This window comes from Stenotrophomonas sp. NA06056, assembly GCF_013364355.1.
Lineage (GTDB): Bacteria > Pseudomonadota > Gammaproteobacteria > Xanthomonadales > Xanthomonadaceae > Stenotrophomonas.
The window spans coordinates 3247555-3267582 of record NZ_CP054931.1; the positions used below are offsets into that span (position 1 = coordinate 3247555).

General features: G+C 66.6%; 17 protein-coding genes. 8 read left to right on the top strand and 9 right to left on the bottom strand.

All coding sequences use genetic code 11. The annotated features are described in order from the left end of the window. Positions 1 to 44: 44 nt before the first annotated feature. Positions 45 to 944, top strand: coding sequence for a LysR family transcriptional regulator (locus HUT07_RS14615; protein WP_176021538.1), 900 nt, complete (start codon positions 45 to 47; stop codon positions 942 to 944). A 47-nt stretch (positions 945 to 991) separates the two neighbouring features. Here HUT07_RS14615 and HUT07_RS14620 read toward each other — a convergent pair whose 3' ends face one another. The 3 genes from HUT07_RS14620 to HUT07_RS14630 form a co-directional block, all read right to left on the bottom strand. Next, a complete protein-coding gene (locus HUT07_RS14620) occupies positions 992 to 1975 on the bottom strand; it encodes an aldo/keto reductase (RefSeq protein WP_176021539.1) in 984 nt (327 codons plus the stop codon). A gap of 142 nt (positions 1976 to 2117) precedes the next feature. Beyond that, positions 2118 to 3260 (bottom strand): PilT/PilU family type 4a pilus ATPase, encoded by a 1143-nt coding sequence (locus tag HUT07_RS14625; protein ID WP_303246013.1) that lies wholly within the window; start codon positions 3258 to 3260, stop codon positions 2118 to 2120. Between the two features lie 100 nt (positions 3261 to 3360). Further along, a complete protein-coding gene (locus HUT07_RS14630) occupies positions 3361 to 4398 on the bottom strand; it encodes a type IV pilus twitching motility protein PilT (RefSeq protein ID WP_004147099.1) in 1038 nt (345 codons plus the stop codon). A gap of 87 nt (positions 4399 to 4485) precedes the next feature. Between HUT07_RS14630 and HUT07_RS14635 the strand changes: the two genes are divergently transcribed. Then, positions 4486 to 5163 carry a YggS family pyridoxal phosphate-dependent enzyme gene (locus tag HUT07_RS14635; RefSeq protein ID WP_176021541.1) on the top strand — a complete coding sequence of 226 codons (678 nt, stop codon included), beginning with the start codon at positions 4486 to 4488 and terminating at the stop codon, positions 5161 to 5163. Positions 5164 to 5179: 16 nt separating this feature from the next. Then, the gene (gene proC / locus HUT07_RS14640) at positions 5180 to 6001 is read left to right on the top strand and encodes a pyrroline-5-carboxylate reductase (protein ID WP_176021542.1); all 822 of its coding nucleotides are present in this window, start codon (positions 5180 to 5182) and stop codon (positions 5999 to 6001) included. Positions 6002 to 6122: 121 nt separating this feature from the next. Here proC and HUT07_RS14645 read toward each other — a convergent pair whose 3' ends face one another. Then, positions 6123 to 6998 carry a LysR family transcriptional regulator gene (locus tag HUT07_RS14645; protein ID WP_176021543.1) on the bottom strand — a complete coding sequence of 292 codons (876 nt, stop codon included), beginning with the start codon at positions 6996 to 6998 and terminating at the stop codon, positions 6123 to 6125. Between the two features lie 98 nt (positions 6999 to 7096). Between HUT07_RS14645 and HUT07_RS14650 the strand changes: the two genes are divergently transcribed. Further along, entirely contained in the window at positions 7097 to 7699 is a 603-nt protein-coding gene (locus HUT07_RS14650) for a short chain dehydrogenase (protein WP_176021544.1), read from the top strand. Between the two features lie 37 nt (positions 7700 to 7736). Here the strand turns inward: HUT07_RS14650 and soxR are convergent, their stop codons facing one another. Then, positions 7737 to 8171 carry a redox-sensitive transcriptional activator SoxR gene (gene soxR / locus HUT07_RS14655; protein ID WP_108266730.1) on the bottom strand — a complete coding sequence of 145 codons (435 nt, stop codon included), beginning with the start codon at positions 8169 to 8171 and terminating at the stop codon, positions 7737 to 7739. Positions 8172 to 8259: 88 nt separating this feature from the next. Here soxR and HUT07_RS14660 point away from each other — a divergent pair, with 88 nt between their 5' ends. After that, positions 8260 to 9621, top strand: coding sequence for an MFS transporter (locus tag HUT07_RS14660; RefSeq protein ID WP_176021545.1), 1362 nt, complete (start codon positions 8260 to 8262; stop codon positions 9619 to 9621). Between the two features lie 6 nt (positions 9622 to 9627). Here the strand turns inward: HUT07_RS14660 and HUT07_RS14665 are convergent, their stop codons facing one another. Then, entirely contained in the window at positions 9628 to 11670 is a 2043-nt protein-coding gene (locus HUT07_RS14665) for an alpha/beta hydrolase (protein WP_176021546.1), read from the bottom strand. Beyond that, positions 11667 to 12644: a DUF4105 domain-containing protein gene (locus HUT07_RS14670; RefSeq protein WP_176022561.1), complete on the bottom strand. Its 978-nt coding sequence runs from the start codon at positions 12642 to 12644 to the stop codon at positions 11667 to 11669. The genes HUT07_RS14665 and HUT07_RS14670 overlap by 4 nt, the downstream gene beginning before the upstream one ends. A gap of 164 nt (positions 12645 to 12808) precedes the next feature. Here HUT07_RS14670 and HUT07_RS14675 point away from each other — a divergent pair, with 164 nt between their 5' ends. Next, positions 12809 to 13213 (top strand): GFA family protein, encoded by a 405-nt coding sequence (locus HUT07_RS14675; protein WP_176021547.1) that lies wholly within the window; start codon positions 12809 to 12811, stop codon positions 13211 to 13213. Between the two features lie 275 nt (positions 13214 to 13488). Here HUT07_RS14675 and HUT07_RS14680 read toward each other — a convergent pair whose 3' ends face one another. After that, positions 13489 to 16590, bottom strand: coding sequence for an efflux RND transporter permease subunit (locus HUT07_RS14680; RefSeq protein WP_176021548.1), 3102 nt, complete (start codon positions 16588 to 16590; stop codon positions 13489 to 13491). Positions 16591 to 16594: 4 nt separating this feature from the next. Beyond that, entirely contained in the window at positions 16595 to 17776 is a 1182-nt protein-coding gene (locus HUT07_RS14685) for an efflux RND transporter periplasmic adaptor subunit (protein WP_176021549.1), read from the bottom strand. A 153-nt stretch (positions 17777 to 17929) separates the two neighbouring features. Between HUT07_RS14685 and HUT07_RS14690 the strand changes: the two genes are divergently transcribed. Together HUT07_RS14690 and HUT07_RS14695 are read left to right on the top strand one after the other, a co-directional pair. Next, a complete protein-coding gene (locus HUT07_RS14690; RefSeq protein WP_176021550.1) occupies positions 17930 to 18613 on the top strand; it encodes a response regulator transcription factor in 684 nt (227 codons plus the stop codon). Then, positions 18591 to 19976, top strand: coding sequence for an ATP-binding protein (locus HUT07_RS14695; protein ID WP_176021551.1), 1386 nt, complete (start codon positions 18591 to 18593; stop codon positions 19974 to 19976). The genes HUT07_RS14690 and HUT07_RS14695 overlap by 23 nt, the downstream gene beginning before the upstream one ends. The last annotated feature ends 52 nt before the right edge of the window (positions 19977 to 20028 follow it).

Consider the following 20028-nt stretch of genomic DNA (forward strand, 5'->3'; position numbering starts at 1 on the left):
ACTACCGCGGGCGCCGGGCGCAGCCCGGCCGTATCATCCCCCTCATGCCGCGTGAAAACCTCAACGACCTGCAAGCCTTCGTCCACGTCGCCCGCGAAGGCAGCTTCACCAAGGCCGCTGCCCAGCTGGGCGTCTCCCAGTCCGCCCTCAGCCACGCCATGCGCGGGCTGGAAGAACGACTGGGCGTGCGCCTGCTGACCCGCACCACCCGCAGCGTCGCCACCACCGAGGCGGGTGCTCGCCTGCTGGAAACCCTGATCCCGCGCCTTGCCGAGATCGAAGACGAACTGGCGGCCTTGGCCGAATACCGCGAGCGGCCCGCCGGCACCATCCGCATCAATGCCACCGGCCACGCCGCCGAATACCTGGCCTGGCCAAGGCTGGCGCCGCTGCTGCAGCAGTACCCGGACCTCAACGTCGAGCTGACCACCGATTACGGCCTGGCCGACATCGTCGCCGAGCGCTACGACATCGGCATCCGTCTCGGTGAGCGTCTGGCACGCGACATGGTGGCGCTGCCGATCAGCCCGCCGCTGCGCATGCGTGTGGTGGGCGCGCCGTCGTACTTCCGCCAGCACGTGGCGCCGGTGCACCCGCACGATCTGGCCGGGCACAACTGCATCACCCTGCGCCTGCCCACCCATGGCGGCCTGATGCCGTGGGATTTCGGCCAGGACGGCAACGAGCTGAGTGTCCGTGTCTCCGGCCAATGGACCTTCAACACCATGGGCATGACCCGGGCGGCAGCGCTGGCCGGTAGTGGCCTGGCCTGGCTGCCCGAGGACCAGGTGCAGGCGGCCCTGCTGGAAGGCCGCCTGCAATCAACACTGGATGACTGGTGCCCGCACTTCGACGGCTACTACGCGTACTACCCGTCGCGCCGGCATGTCACCGTGGCGATGCGCACCGTGCTTGATGCACTGCGTGGGCCGATGGTGGGGTGAGGCGTGCGGACCAGGGAGTGCGGACCAACGGTCCGCACCTACCGCGGTCAGCCCTTGGCCTGTGCTGCACGCTGCGCGTTGTAGCGCTCGCCGACAATGGCGATCTCCTGCAGTGTCTGCGCGATACGCTCCAGCTCGGCCGGCGACAACTGCAGGTCGGCGGAGGCCAGGTTCTCTTCCAGGCGATGGATCTTGGTCGTACCCGGAATCGGCACGATCCATGGCGCCTGCGCCAGCAGCCAGGCCAGCGCGACCTGGGCCGGGGTGGCACCCCGCGCCGCCGCGATCGTGGTGATGCGGTCAACCAGCGCTTGATTGGCGCGACGCGCTTCCACTTCAAAGCGCGGCACGGTGTTGCGGAAATCGTTGTCGGCAAAGGTGGTGTCGGCGTTGATCGCGCCGGTCAGGAAGCCACGGCCCAGCGGACTGAACGGGACGAAGCCGATGCCCAGTTCCTGCAGTACCGGCAGCAGTTCGCGTTCCGGTTCGCGCCACCACAGCGAGTACTCGCTCTGCACTGCGGCCACCGGTTGCACGGCATGGGCGCGACGCACCGTGGCCGCACTGGCTTCGGACAAGCCGAAGTGGCGCACCTTGCCCTCGGCGATCAGGTCGCGCACGGTACCGGCAACGTCCTCGATCGGCACGTTCGGATCCACGCGGTGCTGGTAGAACAGGTCGATATGGTCCGTGCGCAGGCGCTTGAGGCTGGCTTCGGCCACCGCGCGGATGTTCTCCGGGCGACTGTCCAGGCCGGTGTCGACCTGTGCGTCCTTGAAGCCGAACTTGGTGGCGATCACCAGCTTGTCGCGGTGCGGCGCCAGCGCTTTGCCGAGCAGGTCTTCGTTGGTATACGGCCCATAGACTTCGGCGGTGTCGAAAAACGTCACGCCGCGCTCAACCGCCGCATGCAGCAGGGCGATGCCCTGGCTCTGCTCGACGGCGGGACCGTAGCCATGGCTCAGGCCCATGCAGCCCAGGCCCAGGGCGGAGACTTTCAGGCCGCTGCGGCCAAGTTCACGTGTCTGCATCGTCGTGCTCCAGTAGGGGAGCGATGACGATACGCCTGCAGCGGCGGCGGATTGAACGACCTGGATGGCAGTCGGTCATGACTGGATTTCATGAATGCCGTCCTGCCATCCATCGCACTGGCGCCGGTGGCCGGCGCCCTCGTTACCGGACCTCCGAGATCTCCACGCCATCCAGCCCCTGCGACAGGGTGCGGGCATCGCCGCCCTGGCTGAGCTTGATGCGCAGGCGCACTTCGTTCTGCGAATCGGCGTAGCGCAGCGCGTCCTCGTAGCTGATCTCGCCGGCCTGGTACAGCTCGAACAGACTCTGGTCGAAGGTCTTCATGCCCAGCTGGACCGATTCCTTCATCAGTTCCTTCAGCTTGTGGATCTCGCCGTCGCGGATGTAGTCCTGCACCAGCGGCGTGCCCAGCAGGATCTCCATCGCGACCTTGCGCGAGCGGCCATCCGGCGAAGGGATCAACTGCTGCGCCACCACGCCCTTGAGGTTCAGCGACAGATCCATCAGCAACTGGTTGCGGCGATCTTCCGGGAAGAAGTTGATGATGCGGTCCATCGCCTGGTTGGCGTTGTTGGCGTGCAGCGTGCACAGCACCAGATGGCCGGTTTCGGCGAAGGCGATGGCGTGGTCCATGCCCTCGCGGGTACGCACCTCGCCGATCATGATCACGTCCGGTGCCTGGCGCAGGGTGTTCTTCAGCGCCGCTTCCCAGCTGTCGGTATCGATGCCGACTTCGCGCTGGGTGATGATGCAGCCCTCGTGCTTGTGCACGAATTCGATCGGGTCTTCGATGGTGATGATGTGCCCGGTCGAATTCTGGTTGCGGTAACCGATCATCGCTGCCAGCGATGTTGATTTACCGGTACCGGTAGCGCCGACGAACAGGATGATGCCGCGCTTGGTCATCGCCAGCGTCTTGATGATCGGCGGCAGGCTCAGCTCTTCCACGGTGGGGATGCGCGTCTCGATGCGACGCAGCACCATGCCGACCTGGTTGCGCTGGTAGAAGCAGCTCACACGGAAGCGGCCGACACCGGACAGGCCGATGGCGAAGTTGCATTCGTGGGTCTTTTCGAATTCCTCGCGCTGCGCCGGCGTCATCACGTTCAGCACCAGGTCGCGGCTCTGCTGCGGCGTCAGCGGGGTCTGTGTGATCGGCGAGATCTTGCCGTTCACCTTGATTGCCGGCGGCATGCCGGCGGTGATGAACAGGTCCGAGGCGCGCTGGTGCGCCATCAGCTTGAGGAACGAGGTGAAATCGATGGTGGTCGCGGTGGTGTTCACGGCGGGCTCCCAATGGGGCATGTACCAGGAATCGGTCGGTGGAGGAAACAGCGCGGGGCCGGCGGCGTAGTGCTGCGCCCTGCCCCGCCATCGCCTCGCCTTACTCGAACAGACGCTTGTCCTTGGCGTATTCGCGGGCCTGGTTGCGGGTGATCAGGCTGCGCTTGACCAGGTCCTGCAGGTGCTGGTCCAGGGTCATCATGCCGTACTGCTGGCCGGTCTGGATGGCCGAGTACATCTGCGCCACCTTGTCTTCGCGGATCAGGTTGCGGATGGCCGGGGTGCCGACCATGATTTCCCACGCAGCGGTACGACCGCCACCGACCTTCTTCAGCAGCGCCTGCGAAATGACCGCGCGCAGCGATTCGGACAGCATCGAGCGCACCATCGGCTTTTCGCCGGCCGGGAACACGTCGATGATGCGGTCGATGGTCTTGGCCGCCGAACTGGTATGCAGGGTGCCGAACACCAGATGGCCGGTTTCCGCGGCGGTCAGCGCCAGGCGGATGGTTTCCAGGTCACGCAGTTCGCCGACCAGGATGATGTCCGGGTCCTCACGCAGCGCCGAGCGCAGCGCCTCGTTGAAACCATGCGTATCGCGATGCACTTCGCGCTGGTTGATCAGGCACTTCTGCGAGGTGTGCACGAATTCGATCGGATCCTCGACGGTGAGGATGTGGCCGTACTCGTTCTTGTTGATGTAGTCGATCATCGCCGCCAGCGTGGTCGACTTGCCCGAACCGGTCGGGCCGGTCACCAGGATCAGGCCCTGCGGCTGCTGGATCACCTCGCGGAACAGCGGTGGGCAGGCCAGGTCTTCCAGGGTCAGCACTTCGGACGGAATGGTACGGAACACCGCACCGGCGCCACGATTCTGGTTGAACGCATTGACACGGAAGCGCGCCAGCGACGGAATCTCGAAGGAGAAGTCGACTTCGAGGAATTCCTCGTAATCGCGGCGCTGCTTGTCGGACATGATGTCGTACACCAGCGCGTGGACCTGCTTGTGGTCCAGGGCTGGAATGTTGATCCGGCGAACATCACCGTCCACGCGGATCATCGGCGGCAGGCCTGCGGACAGATGCAGGTCGGACGCTTTGTTCTTTACGGAAAACGCCAACAGCTCGGCGATATCCATGAGCGGCTACTCCCCAATAACGGCTTCGACTGGAAGGATCTTTCCCCGGGCGGCAGTATAGCCTCCTGATTGAACGGAACGCGTTACGTGGCCACTTCCCTGCCCCAGATCCTGAGCAACCTGCACAACGCCGCCGATGCCGCCGGGCGGCCACCGCCGCGCCTGCTGGCGGTGTCCAAGACCCAGCCGGCCGAGGCCATCGCTGCCCTTGCCGCGCAGGGCCAGACCGCCTTTGGCGAGAACTACGTGCAGGAAGCGCTGGCAAAGATGCAGGAACTGCAGCACCTGGGCCTGGAATGGCACCTGATCGGCCACCTGCAGTCGAACAAGGCCGAGCCGGTGGCCACGCACTTCGACTGGGTGCAGAGCGTGGACCGGCCCAAGCTGGTCACCGCCCTGGCCCGTTACCGCCCCGCTGAACGTGGCCCGCTGAACGTGCTCATCCAGGTCAACATCGATGACGAATCGAGCAAGCACGGCTGCATGCCTGATGACGTGGAGGCGCTGGCTACGGCCATCCTCACCGAACCGAACCTGCGGTTGCGCGGCCTGATGGCGATTCCTGCGCCATGGCCTGAGGCCGAGCGCAGACGCGATGCATTCGTGCGCATGCGCACACTTTTCGAGGCGTTGGCTTCCGGTCATCCACAGGTGGACACCCTGTCGATGGGCATGAGCAGCGACTACGCCGAAGCCATTGCCGAAGGTGCCACCCTGGTGCGCATCGGCACCGCCCTGTTCGGCGCACGCCCGCGCCCGGCCTGATTCCAAGGAGATTCCCATGGCAGCTGATTCCATCACCTTCATCGGCGGCGGCAACATGGCCCGCAGCCTGATCGCCGGCCTGATCCGGCAGGGCGTGCCGGCCACGCACATCCACGTGGCCGAACCGGTGGCCGGACTGCGAGAAGCACTCGCCGCTGATTTCGGCGTGCAGACCCATGACAACGCGGCCGACGCGGCTGCCCAGGGCGACACATGGCTGCTGGCGGTGAAACCGCAGGTGCTGCGCGACGTCTGCCAATCACTGCAGGTACTGGCGCAGGCGAACAAACCCTTGGTGATCTCGATCGCCGCCGGCATCACCAGCCCGCAGCTGCAGCGCTGGTTGGGGGGCGCGCTGCCGGTGGTGCGCGCGATGCCCAACACCCCTGCCCTGCTCGGTGCCGGCGTGACCGGTCTGTATGCCACGCCGTCGGTGGATGCGCAGCAGCATGCGCAGGCCGAACGCGTTCTGGCCAGTGCGGGACGCACGGTGTGGATCGACGACGAAGCGCAGATGGATTCGGTCACCGCCGTATCCGGCAGTGGCCCGGCCTATGTGTTCCTGCTGGCCGAAGCGATGGAAGCGGCGGGTATCGCACAGGGCCTGCCTGAAGAGGCGGCGCGCACGCTGGTGGTGCAGACGCTGCTGGGCGCCTCGCGCATGCTGGACGAAGCGGGTGAAAGCCCAGCCGAACTGCGTCGCCGGGTGACCTCGCCCAACGGCACCACGCAGGCAGCGATCGAGAGCTTCCAGGCGGGCGGGTTTGAAGCGTTGGTGGAAAAGGCGCTGCGTGCGGCGCAGGTGCGTGGGCAGGAGTTGTCTGCGGCCAATGATTGAAACAGGTGTGCCGACCAACGGTCGGCACCCACCGTCATCCACGCATGGCGTGGATCTACTGATACCTGTCGCCGCGGGAATGCATGGTGCTCTTCAGTAGATCCACGCCATGCGTGGATGCTCATTGCCCCAATGTGGCCATGACGAAATCGACGAAACACTGCAGCCGCGGCCGAGGGCGACGGTCGGGCAGATAGATCAGGTGCATCGGCCGTGGCTCGGGCAGATGGTCGCGCAGCAGCGGCTTCAATCGCCCTGCCGCGATTTCACCGGCAAGCAGCGCGGTCGGCTGCAGCACCAGGCCGGCACCCGCCACGGCCGCTTCGCGCAGCGCGTAACCGTCATTGCTGGTCAACCGTGCTTCCCAGTCCACCTGTTCACCATTGGCCAACTGCCAACCGTGCCCGCCGCGCCAGGCCAGGTGGCTCAGGCAATCATGTCCTTCAAGATCGGCAGGCGTGCGCGGCGTACCGCGGCGGCGCAGATAGGACGGTGATGCACACAGGCTCATCGCGTACGGCGGCAGCGGCCGTGCCACCAGTTCCTGCGATGGCAGCGGGCCGACGCGGATTGCTGCATCGAAACCGTCCTCGATCAGGTCGATGCGGCGATTGCTCAGGTCCAGCTCGATGTTCAACAGCGGCTGTGCCCGCAGCAGCTCGGCCAGCAATGGCGCCAGGACACAACTACCCCAGGTGGTCGGCGCACTGACACGCAACAGTCCGCGTGGCTGCACCTGCAATCCGGCCACGTCCGCCTCGGCCTGCTGCACCTGTTCCAGCACCTGCCGGCAACCGGCGAGATAGGCGTTGCCGGCCTCGGTCAGGCGTTGGCGCCGAGTGTTCCGCTGCAGCAGCGCGGTACCCAGGTGCGCTTCCAGCTGCTGGATGTACTTGCCGACCATCACCGCCGAGACCTGCAGGTGACTGGCCGCAGCGGAAAAACTGCCGTGCTCGGCTACGGCGACGAACGCCTGCATGCAGCGCAAGGTGTCCATTGCAAACCCATGGTTAGGAATATGCGAATCATACCCCCCTTATCAAACCGACCGGCGACGGCGCAGACTGCGCTCATCCCCTCTCGCAAGGAGCTGTCATGAAGATCCTTCTCGTTGGTGCCAGCGGCACCCTCGGCCAGGCGGTCGCCCGCCACCTGGGCCAGCAGCACGACATCCTCGCTGCCGGCCGCCACAGCGGCAGCCTGCGCGTCGACCTCACCGATGACGCCAGCGTGCGCGATCTGTTCGCACAGACCGGCCCGGTCGATGCGGTGATCTCCACCGCCGGCAAGCTGCATTTCGGTCCGCTGCAACAGATGACACCCGAACAGTTCAACGTCGGCCTGCAGGACAAGCTGCTCGGCCAGGTGCGTCTTGCACTGGCCGCGCAGCACCATCTCAACGCCGGCGGCTCGATCACCCTGACCAGCGGCATCGTCAGCGCGCAGCCGATCCGCGATGGTGCCAACGCCACCGCCGTCAACCATGCACTGGAAGGTTTCGTGCGCGCGGCGGCGCTGGAACTGCTGCCGCGCGGGCTGCGCATCAATGTGGTCAGCCCGAACGTACTGGTGGAATCGATGGAGGCCTACGGTCCGTACTTCCCAGGCTTTGAAGCCGTAACCGCACAGCGCGCGGCGCTGGCCTTCCAGCGCGCGGTGGAAGGCATCCAGAGCGGCGAAACCATCACCGTCTGGTAACGAACGTGCCGACCAAGGTCGGCACCCACCAGCACGTTCAGCCCCAGCGCATCGGGCCGTCTCCGCGCTCGCCGAGCACGTCATCCGGGTTGGCCAGGCGGCAACGCTTCAGTGACAGGCAGCCGCAGCCGATGCAGCCGGTCAGCTCATCGCGCAGCAGCTGCAGCATGTGGATGCGTTCCTCCAGCTCCACCCGCCAGCGTGCCGACAACTTGGCCCAGTCGGCCTTGGTTGGCGCCCGCCCCTGCGGCAGGCTCTCGAACGCGCGTGCCACGGCTTCCAGCGGCATGCCCACGCGTTGTGCCACGCGGATCACCGCCAGCCGGCGCAGCACGTCGCGGGCGTAGCGGCGCTGGTTGCCCGAGGTGCGCAGGCTGCTGATCAACCCCTTGCGCTCGTAGAAATGCAGCGCAGAGACCGCCACGCCACTGCGGCGGGCGACATCGCCAACGCTCATGTCCTGTGCCAGCATCGATTGACCTCAACTTTGGTTGAGGTGGCATGCTGCTACCATCGCCGCCAGATGACAAGCGCGGCCCGTCCGCCCCCGCAGGAACCTGATGCCCTCCCCCGCTGCCACGGCCGATCCGGTCGACTCCTCCATCCTGTCCGCGCGCTACCGCGCCACCACCGTGGGCATGGTCGCCCTGGTCTCTCTGCATGCCTTCGAGGCGTTGGCGGTGGCCGCCGCGATGCCCACCGTGGCCGAGGCCCTGGACGGCCTGCGCCTGTATGCGCTGGCCTTCGGCGGCACCTTGGCGACCAGTGTGATCGGCATGACCCTGGCCGGTCGCTGGGCCGATCATCATGGGCCGGCACGGCCGCTGTGGTGGGGCCTGGCCTGCTTCGTGCTCGGCCTGCTGCTGGCGGGCTTCGCGATGCGCATGGGCATGCTGGTGGCTGGCCGCCTGCTGCAGGGCCTGGGCGCTGGAGCGATCTCGGTCTCGCTGTACGTGATGGTTGGCCGCACTTACCCCGAGCATCTGCGACCGAAGGTGTTCGCCGCGTTCTCTGCGGGTTGGGTGGTGCCCTCGATGATCGGCCCGGCACTGAGCGGGGTGATCGTGCAGCATCTGGGCTGGCGTTGGGTGTTCCTGGCGGTGCCACTGCTGGCGGTACCGGCCGGCCTGCTGCTGCGACCGGCGCTGGCGCGCATGCAGGCTCCAGCAACGATTGTTGCCGATGATGGCCGCGGCGGCATCGTGCGCTGGGCGACCGGTGCGTCCCTGGCCGCCCTGCTGCTGTATCTGGGTGGGCAGCAACAAGGCGTGCCGGCGCTGCTGTGCATCGGCGTAGCCATGCTGGCGCTGCTGTTCTGTGTACATCGCCTGCTCCCCGTCGGCACACTGCGCCTGCGCCGCGGCCTGCCCAGCGTGATCGCATTGCGTGGCGTGGCCGCCGCCGCGTTCTTCGCCTGCGAGGCCTACCTGCCCCTGTTGCTGCAGCGCGAGCGCGGGCTGTCGCCCAGCTGGGCCGGTGCTGTGTTGAGCCTGGGCGCACTGGGGTGGTTCACCGGCTCGTGGTTGCAGGGTCACCAGCAGCGTGGCTGGTCGCGCCAGCAACTGCTGCGCGTGGGCACGCCGTTGATGACCGTGGGCATCACCGCGACACTGGCGGTGCTGTTCACGGCGGTACCACTGCCGGTCGCACTGGTCGGCTGGACGCTGACCGGTTTCGGCATGGGCATGATCTACGCCAGCCTGTCGGTGCTGACGCTGTCGTTGTCACCGCCTCACGAGCAGGGCGCGAACACCTCGGCGCTGCAGTTGAGCGAGGCGCTGTCGGTGACCACCGCACTGGCGGTATCGGGTGCGCTGTTCGCGTTGTTCGTGGAAAGCGCCCCGCATACCGGTTACATCCTGTGCCTGGCTATCACCTTGGGCCTGGCCGCGTTCGCCACGGTGATCGCCAGGCGGGTCTAGACGCGATCAGGGCGTCGCCACCGTGCCCACTTCATCGATGTCCTGGTGCAGGATGCGGCGCACTTCCAGCACCGCCTGCGGGGTTTCCTGCACGCTGTGGCCGGAGATGATCACTTTCTCCGACAAGGCGCCGGGCAGGTGCGAGCTCCAGTACGGCACCAGCCCATCGTCGGACTTTTCCACCGGCAGTTCCGGTTTGCGCTGGGCGATGATCGAGTGGTACTTCAGGCCCGGCGTGATCGGCAGCTGCGCAGCCGCTTTCACGAACGGGTCGCTGGCCTTGAGGTTGTCGATGCTGTTGGGGATCTTCGGCTTGGCCGTGCCATCCACCTGCTGCTCGGCCTGCGCCAGCGCCAGGAACACGTCCTCGAACTTGCCAAGGATGGTCAGCGGCAGGCGAACCAGGCGGCCGATCAGGCGACCAACCTTGTTGCCGGCGATGTCCGTGCCCTGGTGCGGAGCCGCGATGAAGATCGCACGCTCCACGTTTGGTTCGGCCTTGAAGTGCAGCAGCGGACCCAGCTTGGACTGCACCCGCTTCAGGCGTTCGCCCTTCAGGTCATAGTTGGCCAGCAGATCGTTCCACAGCACGTCGCCCGAGTCGCTGACCAGCAACCGCGCCAGCACGCCGCCCATGCTGTGGCCGATGTAGACCATGTCCCTGGAGGCACGCGTGCTGCCGTTCGGGTCGAAATGCTTCAGCGTGTCGTTGAATGCGTTGGCGATCTCATAACGGTTCAGCGCGATCGGCGCATTGGTCGGGTAGTACACCTGCCACACCTGGAACTGCCGGCGCAGCTCGGGGTCGCCCATGATCTCGTTGGCCAGGTTCACCCACGCTTCCGGGCTGCTGCCCAGCCCATGCAGCATGAAGATGATGCGGCGGTTCGGATCCCACGGCTGCATCAGGTAGATGTGCGGCTCGCCGATGCCCTCGCTCATGCCGAACAGGGTGCGCAGCGACTGCGTGGCGAACCCGCTCTGCGCCAGCCACAGGCCGTAGGCGGCGGTGAAGTTGCCCGCCAGCGGCACCTCTTCGCCATGCAGGGTGATGCGCTCGGTCGCCTCCGGCGAATAGCCATCCAGCAGCACCTGGCGGGTGCGCATGACGTCCTCCAGCGTATTGCCTTCAAAACGCAGCAATGCGGTGACGTTGATCGAGGACATCTCGCTGTACTCGGGCACCGAATCGTCGTGCTGGTGGCGGCGTCCGCGGCGGCCGCCCTCCTCCTGCTCGTCCTTTGTGGCCTGCGCCTGCGTCGTCTCGGCCTTGGCCCCTTCGGCGGCGACGGCCGGCACCACCAGCTTCGGCGGGTCCATCACCATCACCAGTTCGGCGCCGAAACCGTCGCGGCGATACGTGCTGCGCATGCCGACGAAGCTGACGGTGCCGGCCGGCACCAGCTGCTTGGGAATGCTCTTCAGCGACAGCCGCTGGAAATCGGACGCCAGTGTCCAGCTGCCCGCCGACACCGGCTTGGTGTAATCCTCGCCAGCCAACGCGGCAGCACGGGCGCGCGCGAACAGCACCACCGCAGCCTTTTCGGCGGCGTAGTTGTAGTAATCGCGCACCTGCGTCTGCCGGTCCTCGAACGCACGATCGGAGGGCGAGCGTCCGCTGTAGAACAGATAGGCGTAGCCATACCGCGCCGCCTCCAGCCACGCATCCAGCGCCGCATCGCTCATCGGCGGCTCGTTGGCTGCCTGCTTCTTCGGTGTCAGTGCCAGCGCGGCCTTCACCCACAGCTCGGACAGCGTCGACAAGCGCTGCTCGACGTTGAGATCATCGGTCATCAACAGCGTGCTGCGGCAGACCAGGAAGTCCTTCTCGCACTGCGATTCGTCCAGCCCGGCCGCACTCAGGGTCTCGCGTGAGGCGGGGCTGAGCTTGCCGGTGTTGAGCACGTCGGCACGCTTGTTGACCAGGTAATCGCTGGAAGCCACCTGTTTGACGGTGACCATCGCGCAGCCGCTGCCCCCCAGCAGCAGCAAAGCAGCCAACAGCGCTGGCAGCACGCGCTGCCAGCGGAACAGGATCATCGAGGTCATTGCTGCGGGTCCTGCTCGGTGCCGGGGACGCCCTGGCGGATCACGGTGGAGAAATCATCGTTGGGTGCCATCTTCAACGCACGCTCGGTGATGCGGCCCTTGGCATGCAGTTCGGCGTACGGCACGCCGGGCGTGAGCACGCCCACCTCCTCCGCGTATTCGGCCAGGTAGCCCGACGCCAGCAGTCGATAGTCCAACGGCAGGCGCGGGGCGATATGCCGTGCCAGATCGAAAACGATGGTGGTGCAGTTGCTGGTCAGCGTGTTGTAGAAGCCGGGCGTGGCATCAAGCTGGCGTGCCTGCTCGATGTAGGCGGCGAACAGGGCCTTGAGCTGGTTACGGTCCATGCCGTGCAGGCGATACAGGTAGACGTCCTCGCCGCGCGCGTTGGTGCGGGTGCGGATGATGTCGGTTTCTTCGGACGCGACCAACGTCATCTCGAACTTGCGGAAGAAACCGCCCAGTGCCGAGAACGATTCACCACGTTCCTTGCGGATTTCCAGCGAGAACACCAGGTGGCGCCCATCCTCGAATCCGAACGAGACCAGGGTGTGAGCGATCGCCGGGCCCATCCAGTACGACAGCACCAGGTCGGCCGAACGCAGCTGGTCCAGATCGTAGCTGCGGCGTACCCAGCGCGCGTCGTAGTCGGTCTCGGTGCGCCAGGTGAAATCGCGCACGTTGTCCAGCACCACGTGGCGGCCATCGAAGGATTGCACGTGCAGGCGCTGCGCCACATCATCAGCCCAGTCGCGGTCCTGACGCGGGGTCAGCAGTAGCCACCACAGCCCGGCAAGCGCCAGCGCGCCGGCAAAGGCCGCCCACAGCCTGCGCGTGCCACGGCCGCGCGCCACCTGCCAGGACGCCCAGGCAGCGGCCAGCAGCCACAGCACCGCCGCGGTGACGCCCAGCCAGCCCGGCCCGGGCATCTGGTAGGTCAACAGACCCGCCACCCACAGCGCCAGCAGCACCATCACACATCCTGTCATCCATCGTCCTGCGGCTTTCACTGGCGTCCTGTCGAGGTCCCGGGGCGGCATAGTTAGCCACAAGCCGCCTCACGGCGACATCTACAACCGGTTCAGGCAAGCGCGGCCGGGGCATACTTGCACCCACCAAGGGCGCGCAGGGGGCAGAGATGGGCATCACCACCGTGGCCGGCGTAGCCGTGCAGGCGCAGCACCGGGCCAGCTGTCATTGCGGCACGGTCGAGCTGCTGCTGGAGCTGCCCGAGGGCATCGTCGACCCGCGCCGCTGCGACTGCTCGATGTGCCGGCGCCGTGGCGCCATCGCCGCCAGCGTGGCACGGGACGGGCTGCAGATCGTGCGCGGCCAGGCCCACCTGCGCCTGTACCAGTTCAACACCCACGTGGCCGAGCACTACTTCTGCGGCGTCTGTGGCATCTACACGCACCACCGCCGCCGCTCCAGCCCGGACCAGTACGGCTACAACGTGGCCTGCCTGGAAGGCATCGATCCGTTCGCGCTGGGAACGATTCCGGTCAATGACGGGGTGAACCACCCCGCCGACCGTACCGGTTAGTGGCGGCTGCGCCGGGGCGGCGGCGCGATCTTCTGCCACGGCGCCATGCTGGCCCGGCCGACGCGCAGCGGGCGCTTCAACGGTGTTCTACGCGCGGGCGTGTCCGCTGTCGGCGGCAGCCTTTCGGCAGGCAGCGCGGGGCGCGGGGGCCAGAGTCGGTCGAGCAGCCACATGGCGGGTCTCCGTGGGGGACGGGGACGATCTACCCTACCGACGCCCAGGCCAAGACCGGGTGACGGCGCTGCAGCAGAAAGATGACACCGGCGACATTGGCCTCAATGCACTGGCCGCGCCCTGCCCAACCGCCGTACCAGCACGAAGAACAGCGGCACCAGCACCACCGCCAGCACGGTTCCCGAGAGCATGCCGCCGATCACGCTCATGCCGATTTCACGGCGGCTGACCGCGCCGGCGCCGGTGGCCAACGCCAGCGGGATGACGCCTGCCACAAAGGCCAGCGAAGTCATCACGATCGGCCGCAGGCGCAGGCGCGCGCCCTGCAGTGCCGCCTCCACCGCCGAACTGCCTGCGCGGTAGCGCGCTTCGGCGAACTCAACGATCAGGATCGCGTTCTTTGCCGACAGTCCAATGGTGGTCAGCAACCCCACCTGGAAGTAGATGTCATTGACGAAGCCTGCAGCCGTAGTCGCCAGCACCGTACCGATCACGCCCAGCGGGATCACCAGCACCACCGCCACCGGCACCGTCCAGCTCTCGTAGAGCGCGGCCAGGCACAGGAAGATGAAGGCGATCGACGCGGCGTACAGGTACAGGGTCTGGTTGCTGGCCAGCTGTTCCTGGTAGGACAACCCGCTCCATTGCAGATCGAACCCGGGTTGCCCGGCCACCAGCGCCTGCATGCGCTGCATCGCTTCGCCCGAGCTGCGCCCTTCGGCCGCACTGCCCTGGATCTGCATCGCAGGCAGGCCGTTGAAGCGCTGCTGCAGCTGCGGCCCACGCGCCCAGTGACTGCTGGCGAAGCTGGCGAACGATGCCATCTGACCGTTGCCGCCGCGCACATACCACTGGCCGATGTCGTCGGGCACGCTGCGGTAAGGTTGGTCGCCCTGCATGTAGACGCGCTTGACCCGGCCACGGTCCAGGAAATCATTGATGTAGCTGCCACCCCAGGCAGCGGACAGCGTGGAATTGATGTCGGCCTGGGCCAGACCCAGGGCACTGGCCTGCGCATGGTCGATGTCCAGCCGCAGCTCGGCCTTGTCACCCAGCCCGTTCAAGCGCACCGACGTCAGCCCGTCATCCTCGCCGGCTGCGCGCACCACCTTTTCCTGCGCGGCCTGCAATGCCACCCGGCCGGCCGCGCTGGTGTCCTGCAGCCACAGTTCGAAACCGCTGGACTGGCCCAGACCGCGCACGGCTGGTGGCGCCAGTACATTCACCTTGGCGTCGGGCAGCTTGCGGAAATAGGCGTTGGCGCGCGCGATGATCGCCGCCGCCGTGTTGTCGCCGTTGCGCTCGTCCCACGGTTTGAGCGCCAGGAAGCCCTGGCCGGCATTCTGCCCGGTACCCGCATTGTTGCGACCAACCACCACGAACACCACGTCCAGATTCTGCTTCTCGTGCTCCATGAAGTAGCGGCTGATCTGCTCGCCCAGCGCCTCGGTGCGCGCCATCGGCGTGCCTTCCGGCGTGGAGAACTGGAAGGTCACCTGGCCCTGGTCCTCCACCGGCAGGAAACCGGTCGGCATGCGCGCATACAAGGCAATCATGGCGATCACCAGCAGCAGGTAGAACGCCATCCAGCGCCGCGGCTGGGCCACCACGCCACCCAGCCTGCCCTGGTAGGCCGACTGGCTGCGTTCGACGCCACGGTTGAACGCAGCAAAGAAGCGTCCCGGTGGCTTCTGTGCCGACGAAGGCTTGAGCAGGGTCGCGCACAGCGCCGGGGTCAGGGTCAGCGCGACCAGCGCCGACAGCGCCATGGCAGATGCAATGGTGATCGAGAACTGCCGGTAGATGATGCCGGTGGAGCCGCCGAACAGCGCCATCGGCAGGAACACCGCGCCGAGCACCACGGTGATGCCGATCAGCGCACCGGTGATCTCGCCCATGGATTTCTCGGTCGCCTCGCGTGGCGGCAGATGCTCTTCGTGGATGATGCGTTCCACGTTCTCCACCACCACGATCGCATCATCCACCAACAGGCCGATGGCCAGCACCATCGCAAACAGGGTCAGCGTGTTGATGGTGAAGCCGGCCACCGCGAGGACACCGAAAGTCCCCAGCAGCACTACCGGCACAGTGATCGCCGGGATCAAGGTGGCACGGACGTTCTGCAGGAACAGGAACATCACCACCACCACCAGCACGATCGCCTCGATGAGGGTGTGGATGACCCCTTCGATGGAGACCCGTACGAACGGCGTGCTGTCGCGTGGATAGGCCACCTGCAGACCGGGTGGGAACGTAGGCCGCAGCCGGTCAAGCTCCGCGCGCACCGCATCGGCGGTGGCCAGTGCGTTGGCGCCGGAGGCCAGGGTCACCGAGAAACCCGCCGCCGGATAGCCATTGAGGTAGCTGCTGGTCTGGTAATTCTCCGCGCCGATCTCGACCCGCGCGACATCACCCAGGTGCACCGCCGCGCCACTGGGCAAGGTGCGCAGGATGATCGCGCGGAACTGTTCCGGGGTCTGCAGGCGCGACTGCGCGGTGACGGTGGCATTGAGGCTCTGCGTCGCACTGGACGGCAGCGCCCCCAGTTCACCGGCAGTGACCTGGGTGTTCTGTGCCTGGATCGCGCTGCGCACATCCGATGGCATCAGATCGTAGGCACGCAGCTTGTGCGGGTCGAGCCACACGCGCATCGCATAGGCCGAACCGAATACGTTGATCTCGCCGACGCCGGCAATGCGGCTGATCGGATCCTGCACGTTGCTGACCAGGAAGTCGGATACGTCCACCCGCTCCATGCGCCGGCTGGTGTCGTACAGCGAAACCACCATCAGCGAGTCGCCCTGCGACTTGGCCACGGTCACGCCCTGCTGCTGCACTTCCTGCGGCAGGCGGTTGATGGCCTGGTTGACGCTGTTCTGCACCTGCACCTGGGCGATATCGGGGTTGGCGCTCTGGTCGAAGGTGACCGTGATCCGCGCCTGCCCCGAAGACGAACTGGTGGAGGAAAAATACAGCAGGTGGTCGATGCCCTTGATCTGCTGTTCGATCACCTGGGTGACACTGTCTTCCACCGTCTCCGCAGACGCGCCGGTGTAGTTGGCGGTGATGTTGACCTGCGGCGGTGCGATGTCCGGATACTGCTCGACCGGCAGCTGGGTCACCGCAATCGTGCCGAACGCCATGATGCAGATCGCCAGTACCCAGGCGAATACGGGGCGGTGAATGAAGAAGCGCGGCAGCATGCGCTCAGTCCTTTCCAGCCGGCGCAGCCACGGGCGCGGGTTTCATCCGCACCGCCATGCCATCGGCAAGGCCCTGCGCTCCGGCCACCACCACCTGCTCACCCGCACTGATGCCGTCCAGCACCAGCCACTGATTGCCGACCGCGCGCGCAGTGCGGAAGGTGCGCAGCCGCGCCTTGCCCTCCTTGTCGACCAGCCACGCCTGCGCCTCGCCCTTGGCACTGCGGTCCACCGCCGACTGCGGCACCAGCAGGGCCTGCTGCTGCGTGCCCTGTCCCACCTGCGCGCGCACATACATCCCGGGCAACAGCTGTCCGTCGGGATTGGGGAACTGCGCACGCAGGGTGATGCTGCCGGTCTCCTGCTGCACATCGATGTCGGCAAATTCGAGCGTGCCCGGTAGCGGGTAGTCGGTGCCATCGGACAAGCGCAGCCGCACCGGCGCGCTGTTGGCCTGCACGCCACCGGCGGCAATGGCACGACGCAACGCCAGGTACTCGTTGCTGGACTGGGTGATGTCCACGTTCATCGGATCCACCTGCTGGATCCGCGCCAGCGGATCGGCCTGGGCGGACGTCACCAGCGCGCCCGGGGTGAACAGCGCGCGCCCGATGCGGCCGGCAATCGGTGCACTGACCGTGGCAAAACCCAGCCGCGTGCTGGCGGTATCGCGCGCCGCCTGCGCGGCCTGTACCGCCGCAGCCGCCTGTTGGCCACTGGCAATGGCATCGTCCACGTCCTGCCGCGCGGCCAGCTGGTCCTTGCCCAGCGCCTGCATCCGCTGCGCCCGCAGGCGCGCGGTCACGGCGGCCGCTTCGGCGGTCTTCAGGTTGGCCTGTGCCTCGTTCAGGGCCGCCTGGTACAGCGCCGGCTCGATCTGGAACAGGGGCTGCCCGGCCTTCACCCGCTGCCCCTGCTCGAACAGCCGCTTCACCAGCACCCCGTCCACCTGTGGCCGTACATCCGATTCCTGCGAAGCGACGGTGCGCCCCGGCAGCTCCTGCTCCAGCGCCAGCGTCTGGTTCTGCAGCGTCAGCACGGTCACTTCCGGCGCCGCCGTGGCTGGCTTGGGCGCGTCCTTGCCGCAGCCGGCCAGCAGGGTTGCCAAGGCCAGCAACAGCGGCAGGCGCCGGATTCGGGGCAGGCGCCAGGCCGCAGCCGGCAGGAGAAAGTACGGGAGGGTCATCGGCAACAGGTTCCACGCGCCGGGGGGAGCGCTCGGCGCCGAATATAGAAGACAGCGCGCCGCGATCCAGCGAAAAACGCATGAAACATTTTTCATTTGCAGTGCATGCTCCCGATTGCGAGGATGCGCATGTCCCAATCTGCAAAGTGGCCCATGCCGCGCGTACTCACCATCGAGGACGACCTTGTCACCGCGGAGGAAATCGCCACCGAGCTGCGCAGCCACGGCTTCGAGGTCGACCTGGCAGCGGACGGCAGCAATGGCCTGGCGCTGGCACGCGCAGGCGACTACGCGGTGATCACCCTGGATCGCATGCTGCCGGGCGTGGATGGGCTGACCCTGGTCACCACGCTGCGCCGCGAAGGCGTCACCACGCCGGTGCTGATGATCAGTGCTCTGTCGGACGTGGACGAGCGCGTGCGCGGACTGCGCGCCGGTGGCGACGACTACCTGACCAAACCGTTCGCCTCGGATGAAATGGCGGCGCGCGTGGAGGTGCTGATCCGCCGCCATGGCCAGATGGGCACAGCCGACAGCGTGCTGCGCGCCGGTGATCTCGAACTGGACCTGATGAGCCGCTCGGCACGCCGCGGCGGCCAGGAAATCAGCCTGCTGCCAACCGAGTTCAAGCTGCTCGAGTTCCTGGTCCGCAACGCCGGCCAGGTGGTCACCCGCACCATGTTGTTCCAGGAAGTCTGGGGCTACCACTTCGATCCGGGCACCAACCTGATCGACGTGCACATCGGCCGTGTGCGCAAACGCATCGAGCAGCCCGGCCGCACGCAGCCGATCAAGACCGTAAGGGGAACCGGCTATGTCTTCGACGCGCGCGCCTGATCAGTGGCGCTCGTCCAGCAGCCGCCTTCTTGGCCTGTACTGCATCCTGTTCGTGGCCTGGTCGAGCATGCTGCTGGGGGTGATGTACTGGCGCATCTCCGATTATCTGAACGACCTGACCGAATCGGGCCTGCAGCAGCGCGCTCATCTGTTCATGAGCTTCGACGGCCCTGCCCTGGATGACGCACTGCGCGACAGCCAGCGCTTCGACCTGCACCAGGTGTATACGTATGGGCTGTTCGACAACGCCGGCATGCCGATGGCGGGCCCGTTGACGGCCATTCCCGAGGGACTGCCGCTGGATGGCAACTCGCATCCCGTGGCGGGTTGGACACTGGTCGATGGCCCGCATGAGAGCGGTGGCAGCGCGCTCGGCGTGGTGACCCGCGATGGCCGCACACTGGTGTTCGTGCGCCAGAACGGCAAGCTCATGGCGGTCAACAGCATCATCCTCGATGCGCTGCTGTGGGGCGTGTCACTGACCGTCATCCCCGGACTGGTGGGCTGGCATCTGCTGCGCCGGCGCCCGTTGAAGCGGATCCAGCAGATCGAAGCGGCCACCAACCGGATCATCGCCGGCGACCTCGGGCAACGCCTGCCGGTGTCCAACCGGCGCGATGAAATCGATCGGCTGTCGAGCATCGTCAACGCCATGCTGGAACGCATCGAACAGCTGATGACCGAGGTCAAAGGCGTGTGCGACAGCATCGCGCATGACCTGCGTACACCGCTCACGCGCCTGCGTGCGCACCTCTACCGCATGCGCGTGGGCCTGGACGAGCACGACGCGCACGCCGACCCGCTGGACAAGGCACTGGCGGAGACCGACATGCTGATGGCGCGCTTCGCTGCGCTGCTGCGTGTGTCCGAACTGGAAAGCCATCAGCGCCGCTCCGCCTTCGACGAGGTCGACATCGCCGACCTGCTGCAGGAGCTGCACCAGTTCTACCTGCCGTTGGCCGAAGAGAAGCAGCAGCTGTTGGAACTGCAGGTAGCGCCGCAGATCGGCATGCTGCGTGGCGATCGCGAACTGCTGTTCGAAGCGGTGGCCAACCTGCTGTCCAACGCCCTGCAGTTCACACCCGAGCACGGGCGCATCCTGCTGCGCGCGGTGGACGACCACGGCGCGCCCCGGATCGATGTGATCGACAACGGGCCGGGCATCCCGCCGCAGGACCGCACCTTGATCTATCAGCGCTTTTTCCGCGGCAGCAGCAGTGCCGGGCAAGCCCCTGGATTTGGCCTGGGGCTGTCGATCGTGGCCGCCATCGCCGGGCTGCACGGCTTCCGCGTCCGCGCCGGCAGCGCCCCCGACGGGGGCGCCTGGATGAGCATCCGTGGCGCCACGGACGGCCTGCCCTGAAGCCGGACCCATCACCGGCAAGTGCATTTGGGAATCATTTGTATTTGGGAGC